The sequence below is a fragment of the Streptomyces sp. NPDC051987 genome (assembly GCF_040680735.1).
GTDB lineage: Bacteria > Actinomycetota > Actinomycetes > Streptomycetales > Streptomycetaceae > Streptomyces.
This window is the reverse complement of sequence record NZ_JBFAXI010000080.1, coordinates 1-25,032: the sequence shown is the minus strand read 5'-3', so window position 1 is coordinate 25,032 and position 25,032 is coordinate 1. Positions and strand designations below refer to the sequence as shown.

Below are 25,032 nucleotides of genomic sequence, written 5' to 3'. Positions count from 1 at the left end.
CACCGGTCCTGCGTACCCGGCCCAGGGGGTCCTCGCCGGCGTCCAGCACAACAACGGGCCGAGTCAAGCGAGGCAACACCTCGGCTCTCTGCGAGCCCTTGACTGCACCATGGAGCCCTCGGCCGCCGCAGCCGCCACGGCGAGTGTCTGCTCTACTGGCCCACCCCGTCGCCGGCGGTGCGATCGAGCAGCCCGGTGACCACCGGCTCACCCCTCTCTCGACGAGCTTTCGCCCGCCGCTTCATGGCGTCTCGCTCGCGACCTTCATGCCTATGACCGCACTCAAGGTCTGCACGGCCGACTCGACGCCCTGACAACCCATGGTCTCGACCCAGCCGCCGGCGGTGCGGTACAGCCCGTACTCCATGGCCTCGTCGACGGCGGGCCGACCAGGCTGCCGGACATCAGGGCGACGACATGCTGAGCGCCGAGGGTCGTCAGGACGGTGCGCCGGTCCGCGCTGGGCTCGGGGACCACGACGGTCTCGACTCCGGAGGCCGAGCGGGTCGCCAGGCTCCTCGCGGCCGCGGGGCTGCTGTAGGCGGCCGTCAGGGGCAGGGACTGCGGTAGGGCAGGTCTCCGACGTGGCGGCGCCACTGGGCACGGGTGAGAGTGACCGCGGTGACCGCGCAGATGCGACGGATGTTCCGCTCGGGATCCAGCGTCCACAGCCGGGTGGTGCCGTCCAGGCCGCTGCTCGTGAGGGCCCGGCCGCCGGGGGCGAAGACCAGGCTGTCCGTCTCGGCGGTGTGCCCCACGAGCGGATCACCGACCGCCGTGGCATGTGCCGGGTCGGTCACGTCGTACAGCTTGATCAGCCCATCGCCGGTGCCCACCGCCAGCCGGGTCCCCGAGGGGTCGAACGCCAGGCCGGTGACGGAGCCGCCGGCGTCGAGCGCGGCGCCCAGCGCGATGGGGTGGGCCGGGTCGGCGGTGTTCCAGAGGCGTACGGTGCCGTCCACACTGCCGATGGCCAGCGTGTGGCCGTGCGGGGCGAAGGCCGGCACGTCGCCGACGAAGGAGCGGCCGCGGTGGCGCGGGTGCCCCGCATCGCTCGTGTCCCACAACAGGATGCGCCGGTCCTCGTCCACGACCGCGAGCCCGCGACCGTCCGGCGCGCGGGCGACCGCACCGGCTCCGGCGTTCCTCTCCAGTACGACGGACCGGCCCGTCTCCCGGGGGTGCCGGGGGTCGCCCAGGTCCCAGGTACGGATGCGTATCCCGTCGTCCAGGGTCCCGAAGCCGGGCATGCGGCCGTCGCCGTTCCCGATGCCCGCCCCGATGGCCTGGGCGCGGTTGCTCGTCTCCTCGTAGGTGACCAGGCCGCGTCCCTCCGGGGCAAAGGCCACGAGGACCGTGCTGTGGTCGCGGGCGGCGGCGAGCTTGCCGAGCGCGCGGGGCCTTGCCGGGTCGGTCGCGTCGTAGATCCGTATCCCGCCGTCGGGCGTGGTGACGGCGAGCAGGTGCCCGTGCGGGGCGAACTGCCCGGCGGTGCCGGGAAGCGTGACGGGCAGCGGCCGCGGGCCGCCGGGATCGGTGATGTCCCACAGCCGCACCGGCCCGCCCTCGGCGCAGGCCGTCGCCATGGTCCGCGCGTTCGGAGAGAATCCGGTGGTCCCTGTGCCGCAGCCGAGCAGCACCCCCGGCGGCAGGCTCCAGATCCGCAGCACCCCGTCCTCGGTGATCAGGCTGCGCCCGTCGGGGGCGAACACCGGTGTGATGCCCGCTGACGAGCGCTGCCCCAGCGCCTGTCCCAGTCGCGTGGGCAGCTCGAAGGCGTCGATGTTCCACAGCTGGACGCCGTTGTCCCCGCTGACCGCGACGATCCGGCCGTCGGGGCTGTAGGCCACCGCCTGGGCCTCGGTGGCGTCGGAAGTGCCGAGCACGAAGCCGGAGGCGGTGGGCCGGTCCGGCCTGTGGACGTCCCACAGCGGCACCTGGCCGGTCCCCGCCCCGTTCGTGGCGAGATAGCGCCCATCGGGGCTGAAGGAAAGGATGGTCTCGTTGTCCGTGCGGGTGTGCAGCACCCCGAGGGCGGGCGGGCTCCCCCGGTGCGAGGTGTCCCACAGACGGACCGTGTCTCCTTGGGTGTCGGCGGTGGCCAGAACCTTGCGGTCGGGGCTGAACGCGGACAGGTCCCCGGGCAGGGACCGGGCCAGCCGGTCCGGCTTCCGGGGATCGGCGACGTCCCACAGGGCGATGCTGCCTGTACTGACCGCGAGCAGGTGACCGTCGTTCCCGAACGCCAGTGACGTCACGTCGAAACCGTCGTCGGGCGCCGGAACGGAGCCGAGCGGCGCGGGGTGCGCAGGATCGGAGACGTCCCACAGCCGTACGCCGATGCCGGGGCCCCCTGCGGCCAGCACCCGCCCGTCGGGAGTCATGCCGACCACGCTGCCTGGCAGGGTCCGGCCCACGCGCCGTGGGTGTGTGAAGCGGGTGGTGTCCCACAGCCGCACGTTCCCGTCCTCGCCGACGACGGCCATGACGCGCTGCCGCCTGTCATACGCCAGCCGCCGGCCGCCCCCGGGCCCGTAGACCACTCCGGTGCTCACGCGGCCCTGCTCCGGCACGTCCCTGAACAGCGCCGAATTCGCCGCCTGCACCAGGCTCGTGTACGCCCGCGCGCTCCCGCGCATCCGGTACGACGTGATATCCAGCAGCGCCGCCAGCGTCACGTCCTGGGTCTGGGCGGGCACCTCGGTCCCCCGTAACCGGTCCGCCTCCGCAGTGATCTGCCGGGCTACCGCCGTGGTCCGCTCGCTGTTCGCCGCCGCCCGCTGTTTCACGGCCATGCCAGCGGCCGCGAGGGCGACGAGGAGCAGTGCGGTCAGCGCGGCGACGAGCGCGCGCAGGCGCCGGGTGGTGCGGGCGGCGGCTCTGCGTTCGCGGGCCCGCGCGTCGAGGCTCGCGGTGAGGAACTCCGCCTCGGCGGCGTTCAGCGCTCGGCGCCGGCCGGGGTCGGCGAACGCCTCCTCGGCGGCGGCCAGCCGGGTGCCCCGGTACAGCGCGCCCGGGTCCCGGTCCAGCGCCTCCCATGCGGCTGCGGCCTCGGTGAGCCGACGGTGGGTGCGCAGCTGCTCGCGGTCGGCGTCGACCCAGGCGCGCAGCCGGGGCCAGCCGCTGATGAGGGCCTCGTGGGCGAGGTCGACGGTGCCCTCGTCGAGGGTGAGCAGCCGGGCCCGGACGAGGCGTTCCAGGACGGCGGCGCCCGCTCCGTGCCCGTCGGCGGCCAGTTCGGCTCGGGCGACGGGCCGACGGGTGTCCGGAGCGCCGTCGCCGGGGGTGATCAGTCGCAGCAGGATGCGGCGCGCGGTGTCCGCCTGATCGCCGGTGAGGCCGCCGAGGACGTCCTCGGCGGTGCGGGTGACGGCTCCGTGCAGGCCGCCGCTGGCGTCGTAGGCGGCCGTCGTCAGGGTACGGCCCTTGCGGCGGCGCCAGGTCTCCAGCAGCGCGTGGGACATCAGCGGCAGTCCACCGGATTCACCGGCGACCTCCTCGACGATCCGGGCGGTCAGGGCCTGTTCGACGATGAGGCCGCTCGCCGTCGCTGGTCTGACGATCGCCGCGCGCAGTTCCTCGGGGCTCATCGGGCCGACCAGCAGGCCGGCCGTGCCAAGGGCGCGGGCGAGGCCGTCGTGGTCGGCGCAGCGGCCGTAGAAGTCGGCCCGTACGGCGAGCACCACGCGGATCCCCGACCCGGGGTCCCGCGCGGTCAGCACCAGGTCGATGAACGCCGTCCGTTCGACGGGGTCGGCACAGAGCGTGAAGATCTCCTCGAACTGGTCGACCACGACGACCGTGTCACCCGGGGCGGCGGCGGCCGTGAACGCCCTGGCGTGGGTGCGGGCCGGTTGCGGGCCCGGGGTGAGGATGCGGACGGCGGCCGGGCGCAGCCGGGGGTCGGGCTCCTCACGCAGGGCGGGGATGAGCCCGGCGCGCAGCAGGGAGGACTTGCCGCTGCCGGAGGGACCGAACACGGCGCCCAGCCGGCGATCCCGCATCAGGTCCAGCACCTCGGCGACCAGCCTCTCCCGGCCGAAGAAGCGTGCGCTGTCGGACGGTTCGAACCGGGCGAGTCCCTGGTAGGGCGCGTCGGTGCCGTCCTCGTCGGCGGCCGTGCGGGCGATCTCTTCGACTGCGGCCTGCCAGCGCCGCTCCCACTCGTCGGTGTCGCCGCCGCACGCGACCACGTAGGCGAGGACAACCGGCAGCGAGGGCAGCTGTTCACCGGCGGCTGCGCGGGACAGGGTCGAGACCGAGTAGCCGCAGCCGCGGGCCATGGTCCGGTAGGTGACGCCACCGGCCTCCTGGCGCAGCTTGCGCAGCTCGAAGGCGAAGCGCTCCACCGGACCCCGGCCCGGATCGAGCGGCGTCTCCTGGCGCCCCATCAGCTCCCCCATCGTGCACTGCGCCTGTTCGGCCACCCAAGCAAACGCCGGACCTGCGCACAACACGGTAATCGGCCGTTGGAGCCGCAGCCCCGCGGGGCGATCCGTTTTTGTTTCATGCGGCGGAGGGGGCCTGCGCAACAACCTGCGGACCGCGAAAACTCGGTGGTGTTCGAGCCGGACAGGCCCTCTGAACAGGCCTGTTCCTTCGAGCGCCACCGTTTGGTGCGTCCGCCCCGCCGAGGGCAGGCGCCGCGACCAGAAGGACACGTATGTCATCCACAACCGCACGCAACCGGGCGACGCTCGCTGTAGCCGCCCTTCTCATGGGCGCCGGCCTGGCCGCCGGCGCCACCCCCGCCGACGCTCAGCCGGCGCGGCCCGCAGCGCACGCCGCCGCGGCCACCGTGAGCTCGGCCTCCCCCGCCACCCCGCAGCGGGCGGGCTGGCACCTGATCTGGGGGCCGAAGACCCACTCGGCCACCCACTACTGGCCCACGAGTGACTTCATCCCGGACCGGCGCCACCTGGCCGTGAACTTCGGCTGCTGGGGTCACGACGGCGCGAAGCTGAGGGCGGCCATCGTTCGGACCAAGGACAAGAAGGTCATGGCGACCAGCGGCTGGGACTACTGCCACGACGCCGCCCAGCGGCGCCTGGACCTCTACAACGCCGCCCCGGGCAACGCGTACTACATGCGCCTGCAGCTGTCCGGCCCGAAGCACTCCATCTGGGCGAAGGCGTACGACTACCACGAGTAGGAACGCCCGGTCCGCCAGGACGTGAGCCGGCGGCACTCGATCCTGTCGTAGGGCGGGTGCCGCCGGTCTCGTAGAGGACGCCCACCGGGCCCTGGCGCGGCGGGCCGTGGGCACGGACGGTGCGAGGAACAACAGGGGAACGCCCGTGCCTCGGCGCTGGAGGACCGAACCCTCGACCACCGGTACGTCGTCCAGTGCGGCCTGGACGGCGTAGGGCCGGTCGAGGGTTCGGCCACCGTCGCGCACGTGGGCGTCCAGCCGGTTGCCGGGCGCCCCGCCGTACTGGCAGGGGGCATCGAACTACAGCTGCCGTCGCCGAGTTGGGCCGCAGTCGTCTCGTTGGTGTCGGTCACGCCGTCGAAAGTGGCGGCCACTAAGCCGAGGTGCCAGGTGCGGCCGCCGTCGTCTCGCGGCGCCGACGTAGGCACGGGTCGCCCGCACCCTCGACAGACCCACGCCGCCGCACGCCAAAGGTGTCGGACTCGGCACCGACGCCGGTGATCGCCGACGTCCCGCCCTTCTCCGCCGGTACCCCAGCTCCTCTTGAGTGAGCAGTCGCACCGGCCCCGCGAGGCCGTGATCGCGCACCCGCGTGATGTGTATGGCCGTCCCGCGGCTGCGTCGAATCCGGTCCACTGGGCGGAACAGCGGGCGACGCGGGGCTTCAGTCAAGGCACGCTCTCCCTGAGCAGGGCGATATCAGCTCGACAGTTGATATGCCCCGGACGGGCCGTCCGACTCGGACCTGGAATTGGTTTCGAGGGCGGCCCGTATGCCTCCGCTCCGCCGGATCCCTGATTCGGGGCGGGCTGCTGGAGTTCTCCGACCAAAATGACCTGGAGGTCGCAACGATGAGGATCCGACGCAAGACGTCTGTTCTGGCGGGGGCGTTCCTGGCCAGTGCCGGCATGATGGCCCTGGCGACCGGGGCAAGTGCCGCCACGTCGGCCGCGGACTCCACTGCGGTCGCCTCGGCCCGCATCACGGCCGCCGCGGCCGCGAGCAGTTACCACACGATCAAGAACCTGGCATACGGGCAATGCGTCGACGCGCCGCGCGGGGTACTCAACGTCAGACTTCAGCTGGCCGTCTGCAACGGTTCCAGCACCCAGAATTGGGCGTTCGTGTCGACCGGCGCGTCGAATACCTACTACCTGGTGAACCAGGCGAGCGGGTACTGCGCGGAAGTCAACAACGGCACCAGTATCCCGGGAGAAACCGTTGACGAATACTTCTGCGACGGGCTGGCGTCGGAGCAGTGGACGGAAACGGCCGTGATCGTCAACCAGGCGGCCGGTGTGAAGTTCACCCACGTCGGCACCACCATGTGCCTCGACACGGTGGGCGGCGCCGGCAGTCAGCTCATGCAGTGGAACTGCGACGACGCCCACCCGGCAGAGGCCCAGGTGTGGATCGTCAGCTGAGTCCGCCGCTGCCCCGTCGCCGTGCCGTGTCCTCGGACGCGACGCGGTGCGGCGGGCGGGGCAGCAGGAACACCGCCAGGGCGGGCAAGGCTGCCAGCACCAGCCAGGGCACGGCGGACGGGAGACCGAGGCCGAGGAGGGCGCCGGTGGCCGGGCTGCCGGCGCGGACGATCAGGCCGGAGACGGAAGAAGGACACACCCCGGGAATGTCTCACGGCCGCCGGCGGGACACTCAGAAGGCCATTGCCATGGGCCTCGGCACACCTGGGGATACCGTGGCGCCTGCTGCCCATGGCCCTTCGGGAAGCAGGCACCACCGCGGACCACGTCAGGAGTAGTCGTTGCAGTTCCCGACCACGTTCCTGTGGAAATAGTCCGCGCCGTCCACGTAGGGGGCGAAGACCCAGCCGTTTATGGGAGTCCAGTCCTGTTGGGTCTGGGTCGACCAGGCGTTGATCTTGTACCAGACGTCGCCGTCGTTGTAGACCTGGCCGCCGGCGACCCAGCAGCCGACGTTGACCGTGTCGGGTGCCCACAGGGTGATGTACTTCAGGGAAGACGCGTCAGGGGAGGCGTAGACGCCGACGCCGTGCGACGTGCGCAGGTCGTCACCGATATAGTCCCCGGGTTCGGGATCCAGGGCGACGCTGGGTGCGATCACGGCGCGGGCCGAGTCGGCGTGCGCAGAGCCGGCGCCGAGGCCCGCCAGGCCCGCCGCAGCCAGTCCGAGGGCGGTGGCGGTGGTCACCAGACGCTTCACGGTGTTCACATGCAATCCTTCCCGTCAGCCTCCGCTGATGTGGCGGAGATTGTTATGTCCCGGATGCGTCGCGGTGTCGACGCCCCGTGTGGAGGAACGCCACTACTGGGGAGTTTTGGTGGGGTCTCGTTTCCCGCATGAGTGCCTGTGCGGCTGAAGCCGGACACGGAGCGCAGCGTGTGGGTGCGGGTTGGTCAGCGGGTCGGTCAGCCCCATGACGTTGCTGTCCCAACCTTCCTCATCGAACTCCCTTTGGTGGTTCCCAGCCCGCGACAACGCTATGGACACGGGTCCGTCGGTCGTCCTGGATCCGTCCTGGGCCGTGGCGGCGCACCGTCGCCCCGGCCCGGCGCGACCGGCCCCCCGCGGGTCGCGAAGAACGGTGCGGCTGACGGGGGTTGCGCGAGCGATTCGGGCACTGGTCCACCGTTTTACGGCCGGTTACGGCAGGGGCGGGATACCGGGGTGCTCACCGGTGTGTTCCAGGGCGGGCCGAACGGTCCGGGCATGCGCCAGGGTCGGGAACGCGCGGGCAGGAGCAGGATCCCACGTCGCTGTCACCACTTCGCGGTCGATGCCGCTCCCTGCCGCTGACCTCGCATTAGGACGGATCAAGGACGGTCGGCGGACCCGTGTCCGTAGCGTCGCCGTGGCGATTTCGGCCCGACGAAACGTTCGGCCTGTGGCCGTGCACGGGGACCCGCGAGACGGGTCGGCCGACGGAACAAGGAGTTCGATGATCAAGCGACGCGACTGGGTGGGAACTGCCGTGGCCGCATTGTTCGTGGCGGCCGCGGTGACCGGCTGCGCGAGTGCCGGCGGCGGCCATCCGGCGGCGGCCGGGAACGGGAAGCCGGCGGTCACGCCGGTGCCGGTCACGGCGACCGCCACTCCATCCCGGCCGTCGGACATCGCCCTGCCCATCGCGCCGTACCTCTTCAGCGACGCCCAGTCGTCACAACTGGTCGCCGCCCACACCAAGCTGGTCTCCGCGTGCATGAAGCGCTACGGCTTCCGCTACGGCGTCGCGACCGCCTCCGCCTCCGCCTCGGCCTCGGCCGGGCAGCTGCCGGCGAACGAATCGCGGTACGGCGTGATGACGCCGGACCAGGCCCGGTACGGCTACCACTTCATGACCGTGGAGATCAGGCGTCAGCAGGCGGGCGCCGCACCCACCCAGGCTCCGCCCAAGCTGACACCCGAGATGGCGGCGGTCCTCTCGGGCAGGACCACCGGGCCGGTCAACGGCCGGAGCGTGCCCGAAGGCGGCTGCAACGCGGAGGCCACCGCCGAACTCGGCGGGCGCAACGGGCGGTACGGCAACCCCGACATCGCCGAGAGCGTCCAGGCCGACAGTTTCACCAGGTCGCAGTCGGACCCCCGGGTGCTGAAGGCTTTCGCCTCCTGGTCGGCCTGCATGCGGGCCGGGGGCTACGACTACAAGGACCCCAACGCGGCGACCAACGACCGCCGGTGGGCGGCATCCGCCGAGCCGACGCGCGCGGAGGTGGCGACCGCGCAGGCGGACGTTGCCTGCAAGCGGCGGACCAACCTGGTCGGCATCTGGTCCTCCGTCGAGTCCGCCTACCAGAGGGCGGCGATCGAGCTGAACGCCGGCCCACTGCGTCAGGCGCGAGCCGCCATGCAGCAGGAGCTGAAGACCGCGGCGACCCTCCTCGGGTCGTCGCAATAACCGCTCCGGCGAGCCGTTGCGCCCGCATTCCGGCGCGGACCGATGAAGACCATTGAAGACCAATGAAGACCGATGAAAAGGAGAGTGGCCAGATGAGTCAGATGAGTCAGATGAGGAAGAGAATCGAATTCATCGGCGCCGCAGCCGCTGTCGCAGCGACGGGTGCTGTCTTCTTCGCCGCCGCGCCCGCCCAGGCGGTTCCGACCTCGGCGTGCTTCAACGCGGCGGGCACCGGCTACGACTCGGTCACCTGCCTCTGGTACAACTCCGGCCAGCGGGGGTCGAATACCGCGTTCTTCTTCCATGGTGGAGTGGACGGCTCCACGGGAACGGGGACCAGCGACGTCCCCAATCTGCTGCCCTATACGTTCGAGGCCTCCGGGGCGGGACAGGGCCTGAGCGTGAAGAACCACGCCGCGACGGCCTCCAACACCTATACGACAGCGGCCGTGAAAACGAACATCTGGTACAACTCGAATTACGGTGGCAGCGTCTATCAACTGCTGCCCGGGGACGCCCCGTACCGACTCGGAAACGGCCTCTACAACCAGGACGCCTCGCTGTCCTGGCAGTACTGACGAGAAGGCGGAAGGAATGATTTCGAAGAAGGCAGCGGTACTCGCGTCGACAGCGGCCGCGCTCGTTTCCTGTGTGGCGTTCGCCGACCCCGCCTCGGCGACGGGAGCGCCGGCCGGTCCGTGCTCCTACGTCTGCTTCTACTACCACTCGGGTGGCGAGGGCGCCACCATGCTGTGGAGCCCGGCGATCGGCTGGCAGGGCATTCCCGACCTGAAGTCCTCGTACTTCTCGAACTGCAACGTCAACCATGACGCCTCCGCGTGCGACGGCGACGGACAGACCGTCAAGAACAACACTGCGACGGTGTACAACGGTGACTTCGGCGGGCACACCGTCGCGGTCTGGTTCAACTCCGGCTACGGCGGGAGCCACTACACGATCCTCAACGGGGACACGCCGTACCAGCTCGGCAACGGCCTGTACAACCAGGACGCTTCCGTTTCCGCCTGGTAGGACCCGGTTCTCGCCGGACGAACCGACCCACCGCCGGACCCAACAGCCGCCGGCCCCCCGCGCTGACCACGTCACCTCACCGGGGGCCGGCGGCTTCACTGCGAACGAGACCGACACAGGGGGACACATGCATCGACCAGGACGCTCCAAACCCCGAAGGGCCGCGCCGGGTGGTTCCCGAGCACTGGTGATCGCGATGACGATCGGCCTGGCCGCCACGCTCAACGCGGGCACCACCTTCGCCACGGCCCGGACCGCCTCACCGGCCACGGCACCCGCCCGCGGCGGGCCGACCGCTGCCGCGGCACCGGCACCGGCACCGGCACCGGCACGCAACGCAGTCTCCTCGCCTGACACCACCCTCGGCCCCGGCTGGCGGACCTCGTCCGACCGTGCCGTCACCGCCATCGGTGACGCGAGCGGCTTCCACGTCCTGGTCGCGGACGCCTCGAAAGCCTATTCCTGGCGTACGGCGGCCTCCCTGTCGGAGCCGGGATTCGACACGGACCAATGGATCGGGCAGACGTGCGCGACCGCGTCCGGCCGGTACGCGTTCGTCGTATACGCGCCACGGCGATTCGCCACCCGCTCGTCACGGTTCGACGAAGGGGCCTTCGCCGCGATCGTCGACCTCTCGTCGGGAACCGTCCGCAAGCTCCCGTTTCTCGCCACCCTCGCCTACTACGATCCGGGCTGCGGCAACGGCGAGTCCGCGGTCCTGTCCTCCGTGGTGACGGACGCCGCGACCGGTGGCGCGCGGACCACCCTGCGCGTGGTCGATGCCGCGACCGGCCACGTCGCCCAGCGCAGCACCGTCGACGGACAACTCACCTCGCCCCTGCCCTACGGGGGAGCCGTCGCCGCCGCGCACGGGAACCAACTGGTCTCGGTGGACAAGGACGGCGGCCGGCGCACCCTTTCGTACGAATCCGGGATCCCGTTCCGGCTGGCGGTCGACGCATCGGGCGGCCTTGCCTACCAGGTCCCCACGGCGGCCGGGCAGGTCCAGGTCCGGCGCCTGGCCGGGGACCGGGCCACGACGGTCGCAACCGCCAGGCTCGGTGCGGTCCAGCTCAAGGGCTCCGGCGGACACGTCTTCCTGGTCGGCCCGGACGCCGCCAGGCTCGGCGTCGACCACCTGTCGTCCAAGGGCTGGAAGACCCTGAATGCGCCGGCCGAGTCGCAGCCCTCCGCGTCCGGCGCCCTGGCGGTCACCGGGACGAGCAACACTGACAACGCGACGGCCCGGCTCACCGGCGCCGGGACTTCGCCCCAGAAGGTGAAGAGCGACGACGGCCCGCTTCCGGTGAGCATTCAGGCGAAGGCGACCTCTAGCGGCGTACGGGTGTCCATGGAGCTCCTGCCGCAGGCCGCCACCGACAGCGGTGGCGCGCGCCCGTCCCCGGCACTCGCCCGTTCGGGTTCCGCGAGCCGGGCCGTGCCCCGCTCCCGCGCCACCGGCACCGACGCGGCGACGGAGACCTACGACCCCGACCGGGCCTGCGCGGTGGCCCGGAACGACCCGGACATCCAGACCTACCAGGCGACCGCCCAGCAGGTGGAGTGGGCCGCCGACCTCGCCGTCCAGGGCCAGTTGACCCGTGCCAGGGGCGTGAACTGGGAGGGCTCCGGAATGGACGTGTCCTGGACTCCCCAGGGCATGTTCCCGCTGCAACCCATCTCCGGCGGCGGCCAGGTGCCGGCCCAGGTGCTGCTGGGGATCCTCGCCCAGGAGTCCAACACCCTCCAGGCCAGCCCACACGCGCCGGACGCGATAACCGGCAACGTGAACCAGGGCGGGTTCTACGGGAACGGCTACGACTGGTCGACGGCGGACTGTGGCTACGGCGTCGGCCAGGTCACGACCGGCTTGCAGATGTCCACGCCGGCCGGGACCAGGGTGGCGGACGGCAGCAGCAGTTACACGACCGCCCAGCAGCAGCAGGCGATCGCCACGGACTACGCGTCCAACATCGCCGCGAGCCTCAACCTCCTGATCGACAAGTGGAACCAGTTGAAGACGGCCGGAATCGTCGCCAACGACGGCGGATCGCAGTACATCGAGAACTGGTACTTTGCCGTCTGGGCGTACAACTCCGGAGTGCAGCCCGGCGCCTCACTGGGCAACACCACCGGGTGCACCCCGGGTCCGACCTGCACCGACGGGGCGGGGAACTGGGGTCTGGGCTGGGCGAACAATCCCGCCAACCCGAGATTCCCGGCCGACCGGGGCACGTTCACCAACTCGGCCGCCGACACGAAGGTTCCGAACCACTGGCCTTACCAGGAGCTGGTGATGGGGTGGGCCTACTCGCCCGTCCCGCGCTACAGCTTCGTCGGCAGCAAGTGGGGACCGGCGTACGCGACACCCACCGTCGCCGGCGGCGGCCCCGGTCCCGTACTGCCGCCGTTCACGGCGTTCTGCACCAGTGACGACCTGTGCCTGCCGAACGCGGCGGCCGACGCCAACGGCACGGCCGACAGCGCCGGCCTCTGCACCAACGCCGATCTGCATTGCTGGTGGCACCTGCCCAGGAGCTGGACGGCCTGCGCCACGTACTGCGGCACCACCAAGCTCACCTACACCAGCGCCAGCGCCGTGCCGACCGGCACGGATCTCGACCCGCCGGACTGCCGGGCCCTGGGCACCACCAGTGGATCGCCGTCCTCCGACTCGTACGGCGCCGTGCCACCCACGGGATCGATCGTCGTCCGGTCGACCAGCGTCCCCAGCGTCGCCTCGTGCTCCCGGACCTGGACCGACCAGGGCACGTTCGGCTTCCGGTTCAACGCCTCGAACAGCTGCAACGCGTCCTGCACCGACCCGATCACCTATCCGGGGAAGATCGACTTCCATCAGCTCGGCGTGGGATTCGGCGGGCATACCTGGTTCGCCCACACCCATCCGGCCACCGACACGGCCGACACCGTGGTCGGCACCTGGACCCCGCCCGCCATCGACGGCTGGGCGAAGGTGTACGTCCACATCCCGGACCTCGGCTCGATGACCCAGCAGGCGCCGTTCATCATCCGCACCGGCGATGGCGGCTCGGAGACCCGGTACGTGAACGCGCACCGCGCCTACAACCAGTGGGTCGAACTCGGCGTCTTCTCGTTCGACTCCTCGGGCATCGGCAGCGAGAGCGTCAGCCTGACCAACGCCACCCCGGACGGCGACGGTTCGAGCGACATCGCGTGGGACACGGTCGCGTTCCAGCCCCTCCCGGCGAAGCCCCGGGACGTCGTGGTCCAGATGGGCGACTCGTACACCTCGGGTGAGGGCGCCGAACCCTACCTGCCCGGCACCGACAACGGCCCCTACGCCGACCAAACGTCCGACAGCTCACCCGGTGAGACGTGGAACGCGTGCCACCGCAGCCAGAATTCCTGGTTCCGCAAGACCACCCTGCCCGGACGGAGCGGTCCGGTCGGGGCCCTCGCCGACACGTTCAACAGCAGCCTGGACTTCCAGTCCACCGCGTGTTCAGGTGCCTGGACCTCGGAGGTGGATCCTGCCCTCGGCGGCCCCAACTGGGGTGCGGACGGAGAGTTCCACGAGGTCCGGCAGCTCGATGCCGGCTACCTCGACGACAGCACGACGCTGGTCGCGCTCACCATAGGCGGGAACGACGCCAAGTTCGCCAAAACGATCCAGCAGTGCGTGCTGCTGGGATGCCCGTCCGACTCCTCGGTCACGACGAACATCAACAACGTCAGCGCCTCACTGGTCACCCTGCTGCGGGACATCGCGGGGAAAGCCAAGAACGCCAGAATCGTGCTTCTCGGCTATCCGCAGCTGTTCGGCAGCGGAGGGGTGAGCTGCGGCGGCAACGTGGTCGCCAGCGACGCCGCCAGCCAGTTGGACACCTGGGCCAGGGACATGGACACCATGGAAGCCAAGGCCGTGGCTTCGGCCCAGGCCACGGTGGGTTCCCGCCTGAGCTACTGGTCCGCGGAGACGAGTCCCGCCTACTTCACGGGATACCGGGCGTGCGGACCGACCACCAGCGGGATCAACCAGGTCGTCTCCGCACCGGCGACGGCCGGCGGCGACTTCTCCTGCCCGGCATCGCCCAACCCGCTCCAGTGGATCTGCGTCAGCCGGGAGTCGTTCCACCCCAACAACACAGGCACCGACCGCTATGCCCTGATCTTCACCGCGGCCTTGGCCGCGGCCGGCTACTAGTAGGACTCCGTCAGGCCGTGTTTCAGGTCGAGTTCCGGCTCTAGCACCGTGGCGTGATGATCACGGTGTGGGACGTGGGGATCTTTCTGATGAGCAGTGGTCGGTACTGGAATCGTTGCTGCCTGAGGCGGGTGTGAGTCGCAGGTCGCCGGGTCGGCGGCGGCTGGTGGACGGTGTGCGATGGCGGGTGCGGACGGGGGTTCCGTGGCGTGACCTGCCGTGTGAATACGGGCCCTGGCAGACCGTGTACGGACTGTTCAGGCGGTGGCAGCGACAGGGCGTGTGGGCCCGGCTGCTGACGCTGTTGCAGGCGAGAGCCGACGCGGCCGGACTGATCACGTGGAAGGTCAACGTCGACTCCATGACCTGCCGGGCTCACCAGCACGCGGACGGTGCCCGCCGGGGCGGTGCGGGCCCGAAGGAACCACCTGGCGGGGTTGTCATCGAGCCGGACGACCACGGACTGGGCAGGTCGCGAGGCGGTTTTCACCACGAAAATTCATCCGGCGTGCGAGCAGGGCCAGAAACCGCTATCGCTGCTGGTGACCGCCGGGCAGCGGGGTGACAGCCCGCAGTTCGAGCCAGTGCTGAACGGTACCCAGGACTGGTCAGGGCCGGCCAGGGAGCCGCCCGTTGCGAGTGCAGGGTGACAAGGCGTACTCCTCCCGCGCGAACCGCGCCTACCTGCGCAGACGCGGGATCAGGTGCGGCGTCCGCGGTGACCCAGCGGAAGCGCAGCGGGGAGGCCTGGGCCCGGCGGATCATGTCGCGGGCGAGGGCGTTCCTGGTGGCGAAAGTACGGTCGTCTGGGATGCGGGCGGCCTGGCAGCGGTCGCGGTCGTCGGTCCAGGAGCTGGGCAGATAGAGGTCCCGGTCGACGAGGGCGTGTCCCCGGCTGATGGCGTAGACGGCGAACACGCCGATTTGGCAATTTTCGGAGCGTCCGGCGGTGCCGGAGTATGGGCGCTGCACTCTGCCGGAGGTGGTCTCCTTCTTGATGAAGCCCGTGTCGTCGACGATCAACACGCCGTCGTCGTGGCCGAGTTGGTCGGCCACGTACTGCTGCAGGTCGTCGCGGACACGGTCGGCGTCCCAGCGGCTGCGGGAGAGCAGTTACTGCAGCCCGTCCGGGGTGGCGTGGCCGGCCCACTCGGCGAGCTGCGACCCGTTCTTGCGGCCGACCGGAGCGAGCAGGCCGCGTACGTAGTCCCGCATCCGCCTGCGGGGCTCGATCCGGCTGAAGCGGCTCCCGGTCCTCAGGAACAGTTCTTCGAGTTCCTGATCCCAGACATTCACCGGCGCATCGTTGATGCATGTCGAGGGGCTGCTCGCACCAGCTCACGGATATGCGGCAGAGCACTCGTTCGTGGGGCGCGGTGGGGACGTCCGTCCCGCCCGCCTGGCGCCCCGCTACACTCCACGCCACCAGGCCGCTGACCAGCCCAGATCTCTGCGCAGCCCCGGAGGAATCGCGCCTTGTTCAGGCCGTCGGCCAGGACTCGTCCGGCGTACACGTCCGGCTCTTCGTGCCGCTGGTGCGCCTCGCGCTTCAGCTGCTCGTACTGCTCGTCATCGATCTCGATGCGGATTTCCCTGGCCATGCCCCCACGGGAGCCGGACCCGGTCGCTTTCGGGGAGGGATGAACTGGAGTGGTACGCGCCGATGGGCTCGCCCGCGACGGCACCAAGGGCTGGTTCGACAACGTGGCCATCGGCGACCTGCAGCTCGGCTTCGAGATCACATCGTCGTCCGGCGGCCTGAATTGCACCCTCAACAGCGAGAGCATCACAAGTAGTTGATCAGAAGTTCACCGGGGTGAGGTTTCATGGGCCCATGCGCATCCCCACCCCCCTCAGCACCACCGCGATCGCCGCCGCCGCAGTGCTCGCCCTGCCGGGCACCGCGACGGCGGCACCCGCACACCTCTCCTCCCTGCAGCCGGTGGTCTCCCTCGCCGCCGATCGTCTCGCCACCGCCGACCTCGTCGCCGCCGCCAAATGGGGCACCGACAGCCCCATCGACGACCCGGCGCGTGAGCAACAGGTCCTCGACAACGTCGCCGCGCAGGCGCAGCAGATCGGCGCCGACCCCGACGAGATCCGCCGGATCTTTCGCGACCAGATCGAGGCCAACAAGGTCGTCCAGCGCGGCCTCTACGCCCAGTGGACCGCCCACCCCGACCAGGCCCCCACCACCAAGCCGGACCTGAACACCGTCCGCCAGACCATCAACGCCATCAACACGGCCCTGGTCCAGGCCCTGGCCGACACCACCCCCCAACGCACGGCCCTCACCTGCCGCCCCGAACTCACCGTGGCCGCCGTAGAGGTAACCCACGAAAAACACCCGAACCTCCTGCACACCAAGGCCCTCGCCCGAGCCCTGCCCCACATCTGCCGCGATTGACCCAGCCAACGCAACCGGTCCCTTCTTGTCAGAGGGGACCGGCAGCTTGGCGAGGGGCGGGGGCTGTATCGATTTGCGGCTCCGCCGCTGGGGCGCGACCAGCCGCAACGGAGCAGCAGGCCGCCAGGCTGAGGAAAGCTTCGTGGATGTCGTCGCGGATCTCCCAGCGAATGCGTAACCGGCGGAACCAGTGCAGCAGCGCGAAGCTCTGCTCAACCACCCACCGGTGCACGCCCAGCCCCGATCCGTGTTCGGTGTCACGCCGCGCAATTGCCGGGGTGATTCCAACGGCCCGGACCTGCCTGCGGTACTTGTCGTGGTCGTATCCGCGGTCGGCGTACAGGGTGTCCGGCCATCGGCGGGCAGGTTGGAGAGCCAGTAATCGGTCGGCGCCTCGGCCACGGCGGGCCATTCGACAAGCAGCCAGCAGTCAGGCAGGACACCGTCCCACCAGCCCTGTTCGGCCGATGCTGCGGCCTTGACGGGGCGTTCGACTGCTTTGCCGGCCGGGCGTACGCGCACGGCGGCGAAGCGGGAGCGTAACTCTCCACGCGAGCCGTGCCGCCAGGTGAGCGGGGTGAACGCCTCCTGTCGGAGGCTGGCGGCCAGGGCTGCCACCGACGGTGTGTTCTGCCGGTGGCGGGGTTGGGGCCGGCAGCCGACGGGCCCCTTGCGGGCCGGGGTGACGGGCTCGGTCTCGAAGGAGTGAGCGCTCACGTCCGAGCGGATGGCCAGGACGTAGGAAAGTCCGCGCTCGGACAGCGCGGACCGCAGGTGAGCGTTGGTGCCGTAGGCGGCGTCGGCCACCACGACCGGCGGCTTCATGCCCCAGTCGGCGAGCGTGTCGAGCATGTCCAGGACCAGGCGCCGCTTCTCGCGGTGAGTAACGTCCGCCGGGATGCGGGCCGGCGCCCTGCGAGCGGTGTCCGATGCCCACCCTGGGGCAGGCACAGGCGCCATTGCAACGGGCAGGCCGCGGCATCGGTCGCGGCGTGGACACTGACTGCAACCTGGCGGTTCGCCCTTTTGCCCAGAGCCCCGCAGTACTGCGGGGCCACCTCGGCCGACATCCGGCCGTCCTTGGGCACCGAGACGTCGTCGATCACCCACGCTGCCGGCCGGATGAGCGGAAGCATCCGTTCGTTGATGCGCCGTTGCACCGGTAGCGGGTCCCAGGTGGACCGGTTCACGAACTGCTGCAGGTTCTGCTCGTTGCCGTCCGGTAATCGCGAGGCCATCGCCTGGACTGACTTGCGGCGGCCGTCCAGCATCAGTCCCCGCAGACAACAGTCACCCTTGGCCCGCTGATCTTTGCGCGGCACCGACTCGAACACATCAGCCGCATACAACGCCAACGTCGCCCGTACACGGTTCACTTCATGTGCGTCCGCAGGCCCAACATGCTCGTGATCAGCACTGAAGGAAGACCTAACGGAGTCCTACTGAGGGCTGGCCCGCAATTGATCTCTGAGGGGTCGGTGATGCCGCGGTTCGAGGCGGCTTGGGTCGGTTACGCGGCTTGGAGCAGGTTGCGCAGACGGGCGATGCCGAGCATCGCTGTGTGGACGCCGTCGCCCTTCAGGCGGCAGTCGCGAAGGATCCAGTCGCACAGTTCGCCGCTGGCGGGGCGGGATTACCAGTCCAGTGCCCTGGTAGCCGCCATCGGCGATGGTGGTTGTCTTGCCCGCCGCTGCGGCGGCACCCGACTCGGACCAGGCTTTGCCGTCGTTGCGGTTGCCCGGAACGGGCCGGCCGACGGCGACGACCAGGCGAGAGTCGGCGTAGATGACCACCTGATGGTTGGTTGAGTAGCGATAGTTCTTCGATTGCTCCGCCACCTGGTGGTCGCGTGACGGCACCAGGGTCCCGTCTACGATGAGCACGGTGCCGCGACGGAACCGCTGGCGCTGGTGCAGTGCCAGCAGCGGCCCTGTGTGGTCGACGATCCGATCCGCGGCCGGCTCGGAGACTCCGAACAGTGGCGCGAGTTGTCGCAGAGTCAGGTTGGTGCGCCAGTACGCGGCGACGAGCAGCAGCCGGTCCTCAAGCGGCAGCGACCCCGGCCGTCCAGGACGTGGCGCGTCGGCCCCCGCGTGTAGCAGTTGGGCGAGCAGCTTTCTGCAGGCTCGCGGACTCAGCCCGGTGAACGGGGTTATCCAGGACGGTTCCGACGCTGAGATCACCGCACTCGCCGGCGTCCAGGTGATGGGAGCCTCGTCAACGCGGCTGACATGCCAACCCGCCTTCACGGCGAGATGCATCCACACCTGGTTCGCTCGCTCGGGCTACTCCGCGGAGAAGCCCGTCCCGACTCTCGCGATGATCTGCACCGGGTCAGGCCGCTCGTGAATGGTCATCACAGCCCCTCTCATCGACAGGCGATCATGGCAGAGTCCTCAGCCCGGTCCACTCGTCGGGTCTCCAGGACGCCTGTGCGGGACAGCTCTTAGCTGCCCCGACAGGGAGGTGATCGTCGAGAACCGGCGCACGAAGCCGTGCATCGACGACGAGACCGCATGGACGTCCCGAACACCGTCCGAAGGTGCCTCAGCGCCTGCTGGGGCGAAGGAAGGAGAGACCCATGCAGTCAGTCAGCATGTCCTCTGAACGGGCGCATGCCAGCCGCCCGCCGACCGGTCTCGCGCTGCCGGCTCCGATGCGCTCTCACGTGGCCGACCCGGCAGCCGCTCCCGTGCTCAGATCGGGGCCCCATCGGTCGATTGCCGAGCGGAGGTCCAGCGGGAGCGGTTTCTGGTCCTCCTCCGAGGTCGGCCAGTCGGCGCGCGGGGCGCGCCACAGCACCTCGAACTCGTGGCCATCCGGGTCCACGCCATGCAGGGACTTGGCCACCAGGTAGTCGGTGCTCCCGGTGAGAGCCTGGCGCGCCTTGAGCAGCTCCGCCGTCTCGGCGAGTTCACCAAGTGTGCCGACCTCCCAGGCGAGATGGTGCAGCCCGACGCGATCGCGCTGCGGGCCTGGTGCGTCGGGGCCAAGCGTGAAGAGGCCGAGGTCGTGGTCGTTGTCGCTGCCCCGGGCCCTGAGGAAGGCGGCCCTGCCGGGCATCTCGTGCGCGACGGCGAAGCCGAACACCTGGCTGTAGAAGGCGACAGAACATTCAATATCACGGACGAACAGGACAGCGTGGTTGAGCCGGCGTACGGACATCGGGCTCCCATCCCTCTTGGTGCTGTCGTATGCCTGATCGACCTTACCGAGATGAGGAAGAGTACCGATCGGAATGATCGAACTGCTGGCCGGAACGGAACGCGACCCGGTTCCCAAGGGTCCGCACCGGGCCGTCGTTCTTGAGTGCCACCACGCCGATGCCGGTGACAGCGACACGTCGGGTCACCGGAAAGCGACTCCCCTTGGGTTCCACAGGTTAAGGCGCCGGCCTATCGCGTCCGACGGGGGCTGCCACGCGGGGTCGTCCAGTCCATGACGGACCGCGGATCGGCGCCGATCCGCTGGACAGCTGCCTCGCCGGCCTCCACCTGCGCGCCTCGACGGCCCCAGCTACCGCCCGAACAAGCGCCCCAGGAATCGCCCCGGGAAGGACGGAACGGCTGCCTGGTTGGAAGGCTGGCACTCCGGCGTCGGTGCTCCGGAAAGGCCCAGGGTGCCGACCCCAGGCTAGTGCTGTGACCGCATAGGATCGCCGGGTTGAACGCCAGGCCCGGTCCTAGAGCCGGGTCAGGGGACAGCAAAGCGAGCCGCCCATGCGCTGATCCTCGTTCCGCCTTGGTCCGCCCAAATCCGCTTGTCCGGTCTTTGGGCCGTGTGCAGAATCGCGGCATGGATGATCACCGGGGTGCCGACTTTTCCGTCAAGCCCGAGTTGACCGGTGAGCTGGTGGTGCTGCGCCCGTTCGACTTGACGCGGGACGCGTCAGCGATCCGCGGCTGGCTCACCGACCCCGAGGTCGCACGTTTCACGGCTGGCACCCCCCAGACGACGCCAGCGCCGCCGTGGGACGAGGAAGCCGAGATCCGGATGCACGAGTGGTATGGCAGCCGGGGTCATCAGTCAGACCGGTTGGACCTGGCCGTCATCGACCGGGCAAGCGGCCGTTGTGTCGGCGAGGTCGTGCTCAACGAATGGAGTCCGGCCAACCGCAGCTGTAACTTCAGGATCGCCCTTGCGGCGGCTGGCCGTGATCGTGGGCTGGGCTCCGAGGCGGTGCGGTTGACCGTCGGATACGGCTTCGAACAGCTCGGGCTGAACCGGATCTCGCTCACTGTGTTCGACCACAATCCGCGCGGCCGCCGCGCCTATGAGAAGGTCGGCTTCGTGCTGGAAGGTACCCGGCGCGAGGTGCTGCGATATGGCGACGGGTGGGTGGACGACCACGACATGGCGATCCTGGCTTCTGAGTGGCGGCGGCACCGCGGGTGCCCCGGCGCTGACGCATAGGGCCGCTCGTCAGGTGATCACGCGACGAGGGCTGGTCTACCGCCCCAGCGGGTCCCCTTCTCACTGCGCATGCGGGCACGCTCGCGTCGTTGGGCCGCGAGCACATCAGGGTGGCGGGCGTTGGCGTTGCGCCAGCGCAAGTAGGCGTGCAGGGCTCGGGTCTGGGCGGTGTGGTTGCGGTGGCTGGAGTTGGCGACGGTGAACTGTCGCAGCGGACCAAAGTGGGACTCGATCGGGTTGGCCCAGGACGCGTAGGTCGGCGTGAAGCACAGCTCGACCCGGTTCTCCATCGCCCAGCGCCGGATGACATCGCCCTTGCGAGCGGACAGGTTGTCCAAGATCACATAGATCGGGGCGCCATCCGGGCTGGCCGCACGGATTGACCTGAGCGCGGCCAGCGTGTTCGTAGCGCCCTTCTTCCTGCTGTTGACGCCCACAGAGTGTCGTCACCGACCGAGTAGCAGCCGTGGAAGTAACGGACGCCATGGGTGCGGTGGTAGGTCGCGGGGTGCCGCTCGGGGTGTCCCTGCTCGGCCCAGCACGACCCGGCGGTGGGGCGGATGCCGAGCGGTCCGAACTTGTCTAAGGCGAAAACGCGGTCGGGGAATCGCTCCAGCACGTGCTCGATGCGGTCGAGCTTGGCGTCTCGCTCGGGGTCGGGCGACTCCTTCCAGGTCTTGGTGCGTTGGAAGGTGATGCCGCGGCGGGCGAGCAGGCACCGTAACGCTTCGCGGCCGACGCGGATCACCCGGCCGTGGACACGGCGCAGGTAGGCGGTGAGTTTGCGGATGGACCAGCGGGTGAAGGGCTGGCCGAGCTTGGTCGGGCGGGCCGTGTGGATGACGAAGGGCTCGTCTTCATCGCTGAGCAGGCGGGGACGGCCACCCGCCCACCGAGGGTCCAAGCAGGCCAGGCCGATCTCATTGAAACGGTGGATCACATCCCGGACCGTGTCCTCGTCGGCCTGCACCAGCTGGGCGATCACCGGCACACGGTTTCCGCCGGCCGAGGCCAGCAGCATCATCGCGCGCCGGTAGCGCACCGAGCTGGTGCTGCCCCGGCGCACGATCTGCTGCAGCTTCTGCCCCTCCTGGTCGGTCAGCCTGCGCACACGGACAGGCTCGGTCACCGCGCCTCCAGTGCTCGGATGGGACGTCACCGCACATCCGACCGCCCGACCGCCCACCCGGCGAACCTATGTGGTCAGAGCACTAGCTGGCATTGATGGTGAAGGTGGAGACGCTGCCGTCCGCCTTCGTCAGGGTGACCGGTCCGAACGTGATGATCACGTAGGAGGAGTTACGCCCTGGACCTCTGTAATAGCCGGTCGCCCCGGTGACCCGGAAGGCCAGGGCTGCGAGCGTCGAAGCAGTCTGTTCGTCGGCGTCGATCGTGGGCTGGGCCAGCTCTGGATGTCCGTTGGCTTCCGCCCAATCGCAGAAACTGCGGGAGTCGCGGCTCATGCCGGGGAGGAGGCTCTGGTTGGCCCAGGCCCACATCCATGAGCCCGCCCTCGGGGCGAAGCTGCCCAGGATCTGCGCGGGCGCAGTCGCGGTCTTGTCAGGGAAGGCCCAGGTGATGATGCCAGTCAGCTGGTCCAGATCCCAGCGATCCGCCGAACCCAAGCCCCAGGACATGTGGGCCCGACCCACCTGCTCGATCATGTCTGCGCCCTGCAGCAGGAGCGCGCTCAGGTCAGCTTGCTCCCCATCCTGACCTGCACTGTCCCCCTTGATCGCCCGCTGGAACATTCCCATGCTGCGGAGTCTGCCAGATGCCCCCGACCGGCGGACGATGCCCCCCGCACGAATGTCGCCTCTGCAGCGACAGGGTGGAGAATTACGTGATCAACCGGGCCGGAAAGTGGCGGCGATTCCCGCGGCGAGTATCAAGCCGCGGTTGACCTCACGCGATTGCGAAGGCGGGTTGCCCAGGCCCATCGCCTTGTTGGTGCGAACCCGGCTTTCCACGAATGCATGGGAGCGGTGCAGCACGTCCAGGAACCGGGCGTGGCCTGGCGTCCGGACGCGCAGCGTGCTTCCCAGCGCGGCGCGAGCTCTGCTAGCAACTCTCCGAGATGCTGGCTCCAGATGCCGCAGAAGGCATGTCGAGTCATGACTACGCGGGCCAGGTTGATGTTCGACACCAGAGGAACCCGCGCGGCCATCGACACGTCACGGCCTGCTCACGAAGGAGGTCAGACCCGGGTGAGGGGCCGATGCGGCTCCTCCGGAAGCTCCACCGTGATCGTGTCTCCGGGACGCACCACGCCGCCCACCTGGACGACGCTCATGATTCCGGCCTTACGCACGACGTTCCCGGCCTCGTCACGGCCGACGACCTTCTTCAGCAACCCGTCCTGGAAGTTGTCGATCTGCAGGCAGGGATTACGCAGGCCGGTGACCTCCACCATCGCCTCGCCGCCGATGCGCAACAGTGTCCCGACGGGCAGGCCCAGCAAGTCGATGCCGCTCGTGGTGATGTTCTCGCCGAGTTCGCCGGGCGCCACGTCGAATCCCTCTTCGCCGAGTTCGGTGAAGAGCTCCTCGTGAATGAGGTGGACCTGGCGCAGGTTCGGCTGGGTGGGGTCCTGCGCGACACGCGAGCGGTGCTTGACCGTGACGCCGGCATGCACGTCCCCCTCCACGCCGAGCCCGGCGAGCAACACGATGCTGGCCCGGTTGGGCTTGGTGAACGAGTACTCGCTGTTGCTGCTGACTGCCGTTACCGTCCCGCTCATCTCGCGGCCCCCTGTTCGGTAGGGATGATTCGCCACGAGCCTAGCCCGCGGCCTCAGCGCGCAGCACCTGCGATCAGTGGCGGCACAGGCCGTCAGCGCAGGGTTTGTCCCAGGACGACTTCGACCTCGCCCGGCGGCAGCATGTGGCCCTCGGTACAGGGAAGTTGGGGGCCGACGGGTGCCCCGTAAACCTCGGTGCCGCAGGTGTACGGGGCTCCGTCGGGAGCGGCATGCCGGTCGCCTCACCCCATGAGGGCGAAGAAGGCGACCATGAGCTCTTCGTCGGGCGGGGTGCGTTCGTAGCGGTGCCGTGTGCACCGGCCGGCTTCGTGGTAGGGCACTCGGGCGGTGCTGACGCTAGGGCCAGTTGGAGGAGGCCCGCGCGACGGCGTCGGCGAGAACGTCGGCGACCTCGTCGGTATGGGACAGGTGCGGGGAGTGCCCGGAGGGAACACGAACACTGTGGGCGGCACGCGCGGCCCACTGTTCCTGTATGGCGGGCGGCAGTGCCGGGTCCTCGGTGGCCACGACATACGTCAGGGGAACGTCGGTCGGCGCGGCGCCCAGCTTCTCGGTGAAGGCGCGCATGCCCTGCCAGTTGAGGCGTTTGACGGCCTCGGCGGTCAGGGCGGGGTCGACACCGCTGAAGATGGCCTCCTCGGCGTCTCCCGCCTTGACGGCCAGGCCGTCGGGCGAGTGCTTCCAGGTGGGCGGGAAGCCACCGCCCATCCACTCCATCATCGAGGTGCCCGCTTCCAGGGCGAAGGCGGCGATGTAGACGAGCTCCGCGACCTGGTCCGACTCTGCGGCGGCCCAGGTCGCCGGAACTCCGCCGTAGGAGTGCGCGGCGAGCACCACAGGTCCGTCGACAGCCGCGACAGCGGCGCGCACAACCTCGACGTCCTCGGCCAGCCCCTGGGCGGCCGCGCTGTCGGGACTGCTGCTGGGCAGTTGGACGGCTCGGGAGGCGATGCCGCGGGCGCTGAGCCTCTCACACAGGGGTTCGAAGATCCACGGGGTGTGCATCGCTCCGTGCACGAGAACGACAGTGGGGTTCATCTGAGTTGTCCTCACGTAGCGGGGGTCAGTCGGTCATGGCGTCGCGGACGAGCGCGGTGTCCACGAACTGCTCGAAGCGGACGATGAGTCCGCCCCGTACGACGAAGTGGTGCGCGACGCGGACGTCGATCGGCTTGCCGGTGGCCTTGTTGGTCGCGGTGTAACG

Annotated in this window: 17 protein-coding genes and 6 pseudogenes; 10 read left to right on the top strand and 13 right to left on the bottom strand. The window is 69.8% G+C overall.

The window, feature by feature from the left end; genetic code table 11:
* Positions 1-548: 548 nt before the first annotated feature.
* Complete coding sequence (locus AB0M11_RS31475; protein ID WP_365711485.1) at positions 549-4,427, bottom strand: helix-turn-helix domain-containing protein; 3,879 nt, start codon at positions 4,425-4,427, stop codon at positions 549-551.
* A 236-nt stretch (positions 4,428-4,663) separates the two neighbouring features.
* Here AB0M11_RS31475 and AB0M11_RS31470 point away from each other — a divergent pair, with 236 nt between their 5' ends.
* A complete protein-coding gene (locus tag AB0M11_RS31470) occupies positions 4,664-5,152 on the top strand; it encodes a hypothetical protein (protein WP_365711483.1) in 489 nt (162 codons plus the stop codon).
* An 851-nt stretch (positions 5,153-6,003) separates the two neighbouring features.
* Positions 6,004-6,576 (top strand): RICIN domain-containing protein, encoded by a 573-nt coding sequence (locus tag AB0M11_RS31465; protein WP_365711481.1) that lies wholly within the window; start codon positions 6,004-6,006, stop codon positions 6,574-6,576.
* Here AB0M11_RS31465 and AB0M11_RS31460 read toward each other — a convergent pair.
* Both AB0M11_RS31460 and AB0M11_RS31455 read right to left on the bottom strand, forming a co-directional pair.
* The gene (locus AB0M11_RS31460) at positions 6,569-6,775 is read right to left on the bottom strand and encodes a hypothetical protein (protein WP_365711479.1); all 207 of its coding nucleotides are present in this window, start codon (positions 6,773-6,775) and stop codon (positions 6,569-6,571) included. The two genes, AB0M11_RS31465 and AB0M11_RS31460, sit on opposite strands and share 8 nt — an antisense overlap.
* Positions 6,776-6,904: 129 nt before the next feature.
* Positions 6,905-7,345, bottom strand: a complete 441-nt coding sequence (locus AB0M11_RS31455) for a hypothetical protein (protein WP_365711477.1) — start codon at positions 7,343-7,345, stop codon at positions 6,905-6,907.
* Between the two features lie 727 nt (positions 7,346-8,072).
* Here AB0M11_RS31455 and AB0M11_RS31450 point away from each other — a divergent pair.
* From AB0M11_RS31450 to AB0M11_RS31430, 5 genes are all read left to right on the top strand, one after another.
* Complete coding sequence (locus AB0M11_RS31450) at positions 8,073-9,029, top strand: hypothetical protein (RefSeq protein WP_365711475.1); 957 nt, start codon at positions 8,073-8,075, stop codon at positions 9,027-9,029.
* A 62-nt stretch (positions 9,030-9,091) separates the two neighbouring features.
* A complete protein-coding gene (locus AB0M11_RS31445) occupies positions 9,092-9,607 on the top strand; it encodes a hypothetical protein (protein WP_365711473.1) in 516 nt (171 codons plus the stop codon).
* Positions 9,608-9,623: 16 nt separating this feature from the next.
* Positions 9,624-10,061 carry a hypothetical protein gene (locus tag AB0M11_RS31440; RefSeq protein WP_365711471.1) on the top strand — a complete coding sequence of 146 codons (438 nt, stop codon included), beginning with the start codon at positions 9,624-9,626 and terminating at the stop codon, positions 10,059-10,061.
* A 196-nt stretch (positions 10,062-10,257) separates the two neighbouring features.
* Positions 10,258-14,247 (top strand): SGNH/GDSL hydrolase family protein, encoded by a 3,990-nt coding sequence (locus AB0M11_RS31435; protein WP_365711469.1) that lies wholly within the window; start codon positions 10,258-10,260, stop codon positions 14,245-14,247.
* A gap of 67 nt (positions 14,248-14,314) precedes the next feature.
* On the top strand, positions 14,315-14,812 hold the full coding sequence (locus tag AB0M11_RS31430) for an IS5 family transposase (protein WP_365711467.1): 498 nt from the start codon (positions 14,315-14,317) through the stop codon (positions 14,810-14,812).
* On the opposite strand, the pseudogene AB0M11_RS31425 reads toward AB0M11_RS31430, so the two are convergent.
* Positions 14,734-15,543 (bottom strand): annotated as a pseudogene (locus AB0M11_RS31425) (IS701 family transposase). The gene AB0M11_RS31430 and the pseudogene AB0M11_RS31425 sit on opposite strands and share 79 nt — an antisense overlap.
* Positions 15,544-15,897: 354 nt before the next feature.
* Between AB0M11_RS31425 and AB0M11_RS31420 the strand changes: the two are divergent.
* Together AB0M11_RS31420 and AB0M11_RS31415 are read left to right on the top strand one after the other, a co-directional pair.
* Positions 15,898-16,047 (top strand): hypothetical protein, encoded by a 150-nt coding sequence (locus AB0M11_RS31420; protein ID WP_365711511.1) that lies wholly within the window; start codon positions 15,898-15,900, stop codon positions 16,045-16,047.
* 34 nt (positions 16,048-16,081) lie between these two features.
* A complete protein-coding gene (locus tag AB0M11_RS31415) occupies positions 16,082-16,654 on the top strand; it encodes a chorismate mutase (RefSeq protein WP_365711465.1) in 573 nt (190 codons plus the stop codon).
* Positions 16,655-16,682: 28 nt separating this feature from the next.
* On the opposite strand, the pseudogene AB0M11_RS31410 reads toward AB0M11_RS31415, so the two are convergent.
* The 4 genes and pseudogenes from AB0M11_RS31410 to AB0M11_RS31395 all read right to left on the bottom strand — a co-directional run.
* Positions 16,683-17,015: pseudogene (locus tag AB0M11_RS31410) on the bottom strand (transposase); the annotation flags it as partial.
* Positions 17,015-18,030: pseudogene (locus AB0M11_RS31405) on the bottom strand (IS701 family transposase); the annotation flags it as partial. The pseudogenes AB0M11_RS31410 and AB0M11_RS31405, both read right to left, overlap by 1 nt.
* Before the next feature lie 134 nt (positions 18,031-18,164).
* Positions 18,165-18,861, bottom strand: a pseudogene (locus tag AB0M11_RS31400) (transposase family protein).
* A gap of 457 nt (positions 18,862-19,318) precedes the next feature.
* Positions 19,319-19,819 carry a VOC family protein gene (locus AB0M11_RS31395; protein ID WP_365711463.1) on the bottom strand — a complete coding sequence of 167 codons (501 nt, stop codon included), beginning with the start codon at positions 19,817-19,819 and terminating at the stop codon, positions 19,319-19,321.
* 630 nt (positions 19,820-20,449) lie between these two features.
* Here AB0M11_RS31395 and AB0M11_RS31390 point away from each other — a divergent pair.
* Positions 20,450-21,067, top strand: coding sequence for a GNAT family protein (locus tag AB0M11_RS31390; RefSeq protein WP_365711461.1), 618 nt, complete (start codon positions 20,450-20,452; stop codon positions 21,065-21,067).
* 17 nt (positions 21,068-21,084) lie between these two features.
* Here AB0M11_RS31390 and AB0M11_RS31385 read toward each other — a convergent pair.
* The 5 genes and pseudogenes from AB0M11_RS31385 to AB0M11_RS31365 form a co-directional block, all read right to left on the bottom strand.
* Positions 21,085-22,196, bottom strand: a pseudogene (locus AB0M11_RS31385) (IS630 family transposase).
* Positions 22,197-22,278: 82 nt separating this feature from the next.
* Positions 22,279-22,824 (bottom strand): DUF6882 domain-containing protein, encoded by a 546-nt coding sequence (locus AB0M11_RS31380; RefSeq protein ID WP_365711459.1) that lies wholly within the window; start codon positions 22,822-22,824, stop codon positions 22,279-22,281.
* A gap of 440 nt (positions 22,825-23,264) precedes the next feature.
* A complete protein-coding gene (locus tag AB0M11_RS31375; RefSeq protein WP_365711507.1) occupies positions 23,265-23,807 on the bottom strand; it encodes an MOSC domain-containing protein in 543 nt (180 codons plus the stop codon).
* Positions 23,808-24,164: 357 nt separating this feature from the next.
* A complete protein-coding gene (locus AB0M11_RS31370; RefSeq protein ID WP_365711457.1) occupies positions 24,165-24,866 on the bottom strand; it encodes an alpha/beta hydrolase in 702 nt (233 codons plus the stop codon).
* A 25-nt stretch (positions 24,867-24,891) separates the two neighbouring features.
* A pseudogene (locus AB0M11_RS31365) lies at positions 24,892-25,032 on the bottom strand (DUF4440 domain-containing protein); the annotation flags it as partial.